The 9,413-nt window shown below is 62.5% G+C and carries 8 protein-coding genes; 7 read left to right on the forward strand and 1 reads right to left on the reverse strand.

Annotation, left to right across the window (positions count from 1 at the left end; translation table 11 throughout):
* Positions 1–6: 6 nt before the first annotated feature.
* The gene (locus INT29_RS08710) at positions 7–1,644 is read left to right on the forward strand and encodes an MFS transporter (protein ID WP_226841751.1); all 1,638 of its coding nucleotides are present in this window, start codon (positions 7–9) and stop codon (positions 1,642–1,644) included.
* Between the two features lie 32 nt (positions 1,645–1,676).
* Here the strand turns inward: INT29_RS08710 and INT29_RS08715 are convergent, their stop codons facing one another.
* Positions 1,677–2,003 (reverse strand): rhodanese-like domain-containing protein, encoded by a 327-nt coding sequence (locus INT29_RS08715; protein WP_101573305.1) that lies wholly within the window; start codon positions 2,001–2,003, stop codon positions 1,677–1,679.
* A gap of 76 nt (positions 2,004–2,079) precedes the next feature.
* On the opposite strand from INT29_RS08715, the gene INT29_RS08720 reads away from it, so the two are divergent.
* The 6 genes from INT29_RS08720 (at position 2,080) to INT29_RS08745 (ending at position 9,394) form a co-directional block, all read left to right on the forward strand.
* On the forward strand, positions 2,080–3,285 hold the full coding sequence (locus INT29_RS08720) for an FAD-dependent oxidoreductase (RefSeq protein ID WP_193071387.1): 1,206 nt from the start codon (positions 2,080–2,082) through the stop codon (positions 3,283–3,285).
* 77 nt (positions 3,286–3,362) lie between these two features.
* The gene (locus INT29_RS08725; protein ID WP_319020864.1) at positions 3,363–4,220 is read left to right on the forward strand and encodes an ABC transporter permease; all 858 of its coding nucleotides are present in this window, start codon (positions 3,363–3,365) and stop codon (positions 4,218–4,220) included.
* Positions 4,213–5,046, forward strand: a complete 834-nt coding sequence (locus tag INT29_RS08730; RefSeq protein WP_101573311.1) for an ABC transporter ATP-binding protein — start codon at positions 4,213–4,215, stop codon at positions 5,044–5,046. The genes INT29_RS08725 and INT29_RS08730 overlap by 8 nt, the downstream gene beginning before the upstream one ends.
* Positions 5,047–5,152: 106 nt before the next feature.
* Entirely contained in the window at positions 5,153–6,424 is a 1,272-nt protein-coding gene (locus INT29_RS08735; RefSeq protein ID WP_193071388.1) for an MFS transporter, read from the forward strand.
* Between the two features lie 279 nt (positions 6,425–6,703).
* On the forward strand, positions 6,704–8,332 hold the full coding sequence (locus INT29_RS08740) for an APC family permease (RefSeq protein ID WP_193071389.1): 1,629 nt from the start codon (positions 6,704–6,706) through the stop codon (positions 8,330–8,332).
* Positions 8,333–8,404: 72 nt separating this feature from the next.
* The gene (locus INT29_RS08745; protein WP_226841752.1) at positions 8,405–9,394 is read left to right on the forward strand and encodes an NADPH:quinone reductase; all 990 of its coding nucleotides are present in this window, start codon (positions 8,405–8,407) and stop codon (positions 9,392–9,394) included.
* Positions 9,395–9,413 lie beyond the last annotated feature (19 nt).

Below are 9,413 nucleotides of genomic sequence, written 5' to 3' on the forward strand. Positions count from 1 at the left end.
ATCACTATGACTGTCCCGGCCGAACCGACCGACCACGCTGAGGTTCGTGCATCCTGGACACCCATGATCGGGCTCTTCCTCGCCCAGGTGCTCATGTCCTTCAATGTTTCAGCCCTCCCCATCTCTCTGGGTGGGATGGTTGAGGACTTCGGGGTGGCACCCACAGTCGCCTCATCGACGATCGTCGTCTACGGTCTCGCCGTGGCGGCCCTTGTCATGACGGGTGCGAAACTGGGCCAGCGCATCGGCTGGGTCATCATCTTCCGGTTCGTGCTCATCATCTTCGCCGCATCGTCACTGCTGATGATCTTCTCGCGCACGGTCGCGTGGGTGATCGGTGGGCAGTTTCTTGCTGGTGCCGCTGCCGCCATCATCGTTCCGGCTCTGGTGGCACTCATCGCAGAGAACTACCGGGGATCGCAGCAGGCCGCCGCTGTGGGTTCGCTGGGATCGGCCCGCGCATTCTCGGGAATGAGTGCCTTCCTCATCGGCGGCACCTTGGGCACCCTGGTCGGGTGGCGGCCGATCTTCTTCATCACCCTCGGCCTGGCCGCCATCGTCTTCGCGCTGAGCTTCAAACTGCACTCGGACAAGGGCGATCCCACGATCCGCATCGATATCGTCGCCTCGGTGCTCATCGGCTCTGCGATCGTGCTGCTGACCATGGGATTCAACAATCTCAACGCCTGGGGCATCATCCGCGCTGAGGACGGCGCCCCGTTCTCCATCGCAGGCCTCTCCCCGGCACCGGTCTTCGTCATCGTCGGAGTCGTCCTCGGACAGGCCTTTTTTATGTGGACGCGCAGACGCATCGCCAACGGCAAGGTGCCGCTGGTCGACATCAGTGTCCTCGCCAGCCCCACGGAGCGTGCCGCCGTGTACGCGATGTTCGTCATTGTTGCGATGGAGGCGGCGGTGAACTTCACCGTTCCCACCTACATCCAGGTGGTCCAGGGGCGAACTCCCTTCGACACGTCCCTGGCGATGCTTCCGTTCAACCTCACGGTGTTCGTCACAGCGACCTTGATCGTCCGCTTCTACAAACGCTACTCACCGCGCACGATCGCCCTGTTCTCCTTCGCGCTGACCACAGTGGCGCTCGTGTGGTTGGCCTTCGTGGTTACGAACAACTGGGAGACGCTGCCGACGATCCTCGGCCTCATTGTCTTCGGCATCGGCCAAGGAGCTCTCGTCACCCTCGTCTTCAATGTCCTCGTCACCGCCGCACCGAAACATCTGGCCGGCGACGTCGGCTCGATTCGCGGCACCGCCCAGAACCTCGCCTCGGCGGTCGGCACAGCGATGATGGGGGCCGTGCTGGTGACCGTGCTGAGCGCGGGAATCGTGAGTGCAGCTGATGATCATCCCGAGCTGCCGGAAGACCTCGTCGCCCAGGTCGACCTCGACAACGTCAACTTCATCAGCAACGACGAACTCGAAGACGTCCTCGTTGAGACCACGGCGACGCCGGCTCAGATCGAACAGGCCGTCGAACTCAACGCCGACCAGCGTCTGCGCACCCTGAAGATCGGATTCCTCATCCTCGCCGGCATCAGCCTGATCGCGGCCCTGCCGGCTTCACGCCTGCCCAAATACCGTCCCGACGAGATCCCCGCTCCGGCAGATCACTCCTCAGGGAAGTAGGTCTGAGAGATGTAAGCCTGAGAGAAGCGGACTCACTTCACCCACGGCTCCTCGCCGGTCTCAGATACGATCGGCTTGCCGTGGTCGAGGTTCCAGGACCCCATGCCGCCAATGACGTTGAAGGCGTCGAAGCCGTTGTTCGTCAGCCAGGCCACAGCGCGGTGAGAGCGACCGCCGGTGCGGCAGATGATGTACATATCGTCATCGAGAGGAAGGTCGTCGAGTCGGGTCGGCAGATCGCCCAGCGGCACATGCAGTGCGCCGTCGATGTGCCCGGCTTCCCACTCGTCATCCTCACGGACGTCGATGATGGCAGCGCCTTCTGGGATTTCTGTTACGGAGACTGATTCTTCATCCATGGCCCCAGTCTAAACACGGGCCCGAACGGCTTGCACCCGTCCCTGGGGTCTTTCCCACCGGGCATAGCATGGAGACATGGCAAAGAAGATCGTCATCATCGGTGCAGGGCTGGCCGGAACCACCGCCGCCCGGGAGCTCAGCGAACGCGGCCAGGCGGTCACCCTCATCGACCCCGCCGCGGGGGAGACCAGCGAACGGCCCCCACTGTCGAAGCACCTCTTCGACGACTCCAGGTACCACCTGCCCTTCCACCTCGAATCCAGTGAGCTCGTCACGTTTGTTCGTGACAAGGCAACAGAGATCACCCTCGCCGAGGCGACCGCGAAGTCCCAGCACACCGGCACCGTTCATCTGTCGTCGGGGGAGACCCTGGACTTCACTCACGCCATCTTGGCCACAGGCATGGAAGCGAATCGTCCGGAGATCCCCGGCTACCCGGATGCCCTGCCCGTGTACAACCTGTCCGAGGCCGAGTGGATCCGCGAGCAGGTGGCCACGACGGACGAGGCGCTCAACGTCGGCGTCCTCGGCTCCGGATACTTAGGTATGGAGGTCGCCACCTCGGCCGTCGCGGCTGGTCATGAGGCGACCGTCTACCTGCGCGGCGATGAACCCCTGCGCAAACAGCTCTCTGCGCCTGTGCGCTCGGCGCTGTTCGATGCCCACACAGCAGCCGGCGTGAGGTTTGTGGCCCACACGAGCAGTCCAGATGAAATTCCCGCGAACACTCACAACCTGTTCGTCACCAGCGTCGGCGCCCGCCCCACCCTGATTCCCATCGATGGCTTCCGACCCGCCGAAACGTGGGAAGTGAATGAGAAGTTGGCAACATCTCACGCCGGAGTCTGGGCGGCAGGTGATTGCGCGCAGATCACCGACGGGCCCTTCGCCCTGGACCATCCGTGGGCATGTGAACCCGTGGCCGAGAGCCACGGAAAATACCTCGCCGAACTGCTGAGCACCGACGACAGCGACACAGCTGAACCCTGGTCAGATATCCCCTGGCACTGGAGTTTCCAGGGCCCCGAAAAGGTCTTCACTGCCGGCCTGACCAGCCCCGATGCCACTGACACGGTCATCAGGCACGATCCCAGCGGCAAGAAATTCCAGGTCTTCCACTTCGATGGATCGAACCCAGACGCGGCGCTCATCGGCGTCGAGACACTCAACTGGCCTCCGATGCAGGCCGCTGCACGTCGAGTACTGACAGGTAACAACATTCCGACTCGAGCCCAGATCGAGGACCCGGATTTCGACTTCAAGGCTCACAGCCGACTGTGAGAATCGGCTACCCTCATCACGTAGACTTCCTGTGATCGACCCCCAGCCGCCGACGAGAGAAACTTCTGTACATGGATATGGCTAAGATAGCTGAGGAGCACGGGCTCGAAAGAGTCGGCGGGCGGCCGTCACTGCCCCAGTACATCAAACAGCTCATCACTCGCAGCGACTTCACCTATACCCTCGCCAAGTACCGGATGCAGTCCGAGAACGAGCGCAATCGTCTCGGCATGCTCTGGGTGCTGCTGCGGCCGGCATTCTCGGCTCTGATCTACGGCACGGTCTTCGGCGTCATAATGCAGGGAGCGACAGCGCGCCCCGATGATTTCGCTCCCTTCGTCGTCATCGGCGTCTTCGTCCTCGAGTTCTTCAACACCTCGATGAACGGCGGTGCGAAGTCGATCATCGGCAACGCGTCTCTTGTACAGTCCCTGCCGTTCCCACGCATCGTTCTGCCCATTTCCAAGGTGTTTCAGAACCTGCTCAACTTCATCCCCACGCTGATCTTCATGATGATCCTGGCGATGATGTTTGGGGCCCGACCGGCCTGGGATTGGTTCCTCTTCATTCCCCTGGTCATCCTGTTCTGGATCTTCAACCAGGGTGTGGCCTTCATCTTCGCCCGCATCACCGTCCACTTCAGAGACCTCAGCCAAGTCATCCCCTTCATCTCCCGCATGATCTTCTACACCTCCGGTGTCTTCTTCGACCTCAAGGTCATGGTGGCGAAGATCAACCCCGACCCCGCTTGGCAGGTGTTTGCGGACTGGCAGCCGCTGAACAACGTGCTCGCGATTGCCCGCGGCATCCTCATGGTGGGCCGCGATGTTCCCTATGACTACTTCTGGCACCTCGCAATCTGGGCCTTCGGCATCTTCATCATCGGCTTCGTCTTCTTCTGGCAGGCCGAGGAAAGGTACGGTCGCGATGAGTGAGCAGAGCGAACAGAGCGAGCAGGAAACATACGACACCGGCGGTCTCCCGGAGACCACGAAGAACAACCCTCCGGTCGTTGTCTGTGATGACGTCCACGTCCGCTATAAGACGATGGCCACGGGCAAGAAGCTCAAGCTCGGTGGTGGGGGAGGTCTGCTCGATCGCCAGCGCGGCCTCCAGGAAGTCCATGCACTCAAGGGTGTCAGCTTCGTTGCGCACAAGAACGAATCCATCGGTGTCATCGGCAGCAACGGTTCCGGCAAGTCCACTCTCATGCGATCGATCACGGGTCTCACGCCGACTTCGGAGGGGACGATCTACGCAAGCTCGAGGCCGAACCTCCTCGGTGTCGGTGCAGCACTGATCCCTGATCTTTCCGGTGCCCGCAATATCATGCTCGGCTCCCTGGCCCTGGGCCTCACCCGCGAAGAGGTGGAGGAGAAGTTCGACGACATCGTCGAATTCACCGGACTCGAGGACTTCATCGACCTGCCGATGCGCACCTATTCTTCGGGGATGTCCCAGCGGCTGAAATTCGCCATCGCGACTTCTGTCCAGCACGAGATCCTCATCGTCGATGAGGCGCTCAACGTCGGTGACAAGAAGTTCCGCGACCGTTCAGAGGGGCGGATCCGTTCGATCCGCGAGAATGCCGGTACGGTCTTCCTGGTCTCGCACTCGATGCGCACGATCAAAGACACCTGCAACCGTGCTCTGTGGATCGAAAAGGGGGTTCTGCGTGCAGACGGCCCGGCCGCCGACATCATCAAGGAATATCAGGACTTCAACAAGGCGGAGAAGGAGAAGGAAGCGGAGCAGGGCTAGTGTGACGGACAGCAGCCTCTTCGTCTCAAGCATGCGATTAGACTCACTACCTGAGTACTGACCAGGCGTCGGACAGAGACCCGTCGCCAACTAGAAGAGGCATGCAATGACACAGAACACCGTCGAAACTCGCGCGGAAAAGGCCCGGGCACGCAAGGCCGTCCTCGCGGCCGGATTGGGCAACGCCCTCGAGTGGTACGACATCATCCTCTTCGGGTTCATGGCGACCTCCATCACCGCGGTGTTCTACCCCGGCGAAGGTCTGTCGGCACAACTGATGACCTGGGCGACGTTCGCGATCACGTTCGTCGTCCGCCCCCTCGGCGCCGTCATCATCGGCCGCTACTCCGACAAATACGGCCGCAAGTCGGCCCTGTCGCTGACGATCGGTCTGATGACGCTCGGCGTCTTCATCATCGTCGTACTGCCCGGTGAGTCGGTCATCGGCGTGTGGGCCGCGATCGGCCTCATCATCGCCCGCATCATCCAGGGCATCTCCGCGGGCGGCGAGTTCGGGTCAGCCACCGCCTTCCTCACCGAGAACGCCAAACACGGCAAGGCCTTCTACGCCTCCTTCCAGACCGCGACCCAGGGCATCTCGATGTTCCTCGCCGCCGGCATCTCCTGGATCTTCAGCTCGACCCTGAGCGAAGAGGCACTCCACTCCTGGGGCTGGCGCGTGGCCTTCGCGATCGGCCTGCTCATCGGCCCCGTCGGCTGGTACATCCGCTCTAAGATGGAAGACACTCCTGAGTTCAAGGCCTCAGTGAAGATCGACAACCCGCTGCGGACCCTCCTCGGCGAGCATTTCGGCCGCCTTGTTGCGGCGTTCCTCATCATCGCGATGGCCACGATCTCGGTCTACCTCATTACGTTCCTGCCCCAGTTCGCGGTCGGCAACCTCGGGCTCGAACCGTGGGCGGCGTTCCCCGGTGCCGTCGTTGCCGGTGTCATCACCCTCATCGGTTCCCCGTTCTCCGGGAAGCTCGCCGACAAGGTGGGCGCGACGACCGTGATGATCCCGACGACCATCGTCGGCATCATCGTCGCGTGGCCGATGTTCATCCTGCTCACGAACCATCCCTCGATCGCGATCCTGACCGTGTGCGAGGCGATCGTCGGCCTGTTCATGGTCTTCTACTTCGGTCCGATGCCCGCGCTGCTGTCCGAACTCTTCCCCGTCCAGGTGCGCAGCTCCGGCATGACGATTGCCTACAGCCTCGGTGTGGCGATCTTCGGCGGCTTCGCCCCGCTCATCCTCACCGCACTGCTCAGCGCCACCGGAGAACTGACCGTACCCGGCTTCTACTACGCGGCCCTGTCCCTGCTCTCACTCGTCGGCGTCATCATCGCCCGGAGGGTGTACAAACAGCGCTGACTCTCGCCGAGGTGGCCCGACCATCCCGCACGAACGTGGCGAACCGTGCCTGGTTCGCCACAGACTTCACATAGTGACCCGAAACGTTCCACCATTCGACCCCGGACACGGAAATTCAGTGTCCGGGGCGTTTGGCTTCCTGACCTCCGACGATGAGCCCCATTTGTAATTGACATCACAGACCGACAGCGGAAAACTGGCCCCGGAAAACTGCCATCACAATCACGGGAGGCAACGGTGCCCTCACGAAATCCACTGTCATCTGGCTCGCACACGAGCGTGACAGTCGTCCACGACAAAGGACTCAAACGCGATATCGGGAAAACCGGTCTGCTCTTCACCGGCGTCGGATCGATCATCGGATCAGGCTGGCTCTTCGGCGCCTTCGACGCAGCCAGCATGGCGGGTCCGGCAGCGATCCTGTCCTGGGCCATCGGCGCCATTCTCATCATCTTCGTGGCACTGAACTATTCGGAACTCGGCGTCATGTTCCCCGTCGCCGGCGGAGTCGTCCGCTATCCGCACTACGCGTTTGGATCCTTCGCCAGCTACACCAGCGGTTGGATCACCTGGCTGGCAGCGGCCGGCACCGTCGGCATCGAAGTGCTCGCAGCCGTCCAATACGCCTCGAGTTATATGCCCTGGCTGATGGAGACCAAGGAAGGGGTGCTCGTCCTCACCGGACCGGGCATCCTCGTCAGCATCGTCATGGTCGCAGTCTTCTGCGTCATCAACATGTTCGGCGTGAAGTTCTTCGCTCAGTTCAACAACGTGCTCGTGTGGTGGAAGCTCGCTGTCATCGTCCTGGTGTTCGTGGGACTGGCGATCCTCGCATTCAATCCGGGCCACTTCCACATGGCCGAATTCGGCGGTTTCGCTCCCAACGGACTCGCCCCGGTCTTCGCCTCCCTGCCGGCGGCAGGCATCGTCTTCTCTTACCTGGGTTTCCGCCAGGGCGTGGAATTCGCCGGGGAGACGAAGAACCCGCAGAAGAATGTACCCTTCGCCGTGATCGGTTCGATCGTTCTCACCGCCATCATCTACATCCTCCTGCAGGTCGCCTTCATCGGCGCCGTCCCCACCGAGCTGCTCAAAGACGGCTGGGGCGGATTGTCGTTCTCGAACTCGGCAGGCCCGTGGGCGGAGATCGCGATCATGCTCGGCGCAATGTGGCTGGCCGTCATCCTCTACATCGACGCTGTCGTGTCTCCGGCCGACACCGGTCTGATCTTCACCGCGCTCAGCCCCCGCCTGTCGTATTCGCAGGCTCGAGTCGGCAACGCACCGTCGGGGCTGACGAAGCTGAGCAAGCGGGGGATTCCCTGGATCGGTCTGCTGGTGACGTTCATCGTGGCCTGCTTCCTGTTCTTCCCGTTCCCATCGTGGGCGAAGATGGTCGGGTTCATCACCTCCGGCACCGTCATCTCGTTCGGCAGCGGCCCGGTCACGGTCGCCGCGCTGCGACGTCAGCTGCCGGATCAGGAAAGGCCGTTCCGTCTCCCGGGTGGTGACACACTGCCCTTCCTCGGATTCCTCGCCGCCAACCTCATCGTCTTCTGGACCGGCTGGGACACGAACTGGAAGCTGTTCATCGCGATGGCACTGGGCTACGTCGTCCTCGGGCTGCACTACGCCTTCAGCGACCGCAGCAAGATCCCGCCGCTGCAGTTCAAGTCGGGTTGGTGGATGCTGCTGTGGCTCGGTGGCCTCGCTGTGCTGAGCTTCCTCGGCACCTACGGCGAGGGCAGCCTGGGCGTGCTCACCTTCGGATGGGGCGAGCTGGCCTGCCTGATCATGACCGTCATCGTCTTCGCTGTCGGCATCAAGACCCGGCTGAAGTCCGAGGATGTCGTCGCCAATGTTGAGAACACCAGGGAGTCCAGCGCCGAACACATTGATGGGGAGTGAACACTCCGGCGGCGAGTGACACGAACGCCTAGGGGTATCGTCGGCAGTGAACGAACCACATTCACTGAGGAGATGAGACCGGTGGACCTCCCCGATCGGATGCAAGCCGCCTTCATCGAGGCCACCGGCAGCGCCGATGACATCCACGTCGGTGCGCTGCCGGTGCCCCGTCCTCGCGAGCGCGAGGTACTCGTGCGCATGGAGGCCAGCGAGGTCAACCACGTCGACCTCTTCGTCCGTTCCGGCGCCTTTCCCACACCGCTGCCGTTCCTCTTCGTCATCGGCCGAGATCTCGTGGGAACCGTCGTCACCGTCGGCGAGGCGGTCAAGCAGTTCAGCCCGGGCGATCGGGTGTGGTCCAATAGCCTCGGCCATGACGGTCGCCAAGGCACGTTCGCCGAATACGTCGTTGCACCGGTCGACTGGCTGTACCCACTTCCCGCAGCCATCGACCCCGCCGAGGCGGCCCCCACCCTGCACGCGGCCGGAACCGCCTACTTAGGCCTCGTTCGGGAGGCGCGGCTGCGGCCGGGGGAGACGATCGTGGTCGGTTCGGCCAGCGGCGCCGTGGGCACAGCGATCGTCCAATTCGCTGCGGCTATGGGTGCGCATGTCATCGCCGGTGCATCTGCCGACGACGAACAGTGGGTCGCCGACTGCGGAGCCGACGTCGTCATCGACAAACATGCCCCCGACTACTACACACAGGTTGAATCGGCTGCCCCACACGGAGTCGATGTTTGGTGGGACGCCAGCGGTGACGATAACTTCGAAGGGTCCGTTCCCCTTCTTGCGCACGGTGCGCGGGTAATCGTGATGGCCGGAATGGAATCGTCGCCGAGGGTGCCTATCGGCCAGCTCTACACCCGCGACGCCAGCGTGCTCGGGTTCGCGATCAGCAACGCTTCGGCCGCGGACCTCGCCGAGGCGGCGAAAGCGATCAACCAATTGTTGGCGACCGGAGTACTGCGCGGTCGAGTCGGTACGACGTTCCACCTCGCCGAGGCGGCTGCAGCCCACCGAGCCCTGAGGTTAGCCTGGTTTTGTGGACACCCGAGCTAGCGGGATTCGTGATCCTGGT

The sequence above is a fragment of the Brevibacterium sp. FME37 genome (assembly GCF_014897485.1).
Taxonomy (GTDB): domain Bacteria; phylum Actinomycetota; class Actinomycetes; order Actinomycetales; family Brevibacteriaceae; genus Brevibacterium.

Coding starts and splice junctions, on each gene's coding strand:
- INT29_RS08710 (WP_226841751.1), top strand. CDS start 7: ATGACTGTCCCGGCCGAACCGACCGACCACGCTGAGGTTCGTGCATCC.
- INT29_RS08730 (WP_101573311.1), top strand. CDS start 4,213: ATGAGTGAGCAGAGCGAACAGAGCGAGCAGGAAACATACGACACCGGC.
- INT29_RS08745 (WP_226841752.1), top strand. CDS start 8,405: ATGAGACCGGTGGACCTCCCCGATCGGATGCAAGCCGCCTTCATCGAG.
- INT29_RS08715 (WP_101573305.1), bottom strand. CDS start 2,003: ATGGATGAAGAATCAGTCTCCGTAACAGAAATCCCAGAAGGCGCTGCC.
- INT29_RS08725 (WP_319020864.1), top strand. CDS start 3,363: ATGGCTAAGATAGCTGAGGAGCACGGGCTCGAAAGAGTCGGCGGGCGG.
- INT29_RS08735 (WP_193071388.1), top strand. CDS start 5,153: ATGACACAGAACACCGTCGAAACTCGCGCGGAAAAGGCCCGGGCACGC.
- INT29_RS08720 (WP_193071387.1), top strand. CDS start 2,080: ATGGCAAAGAAGATCGTCATCATCGGTGCAGGGCTGGCCGGAACCACC.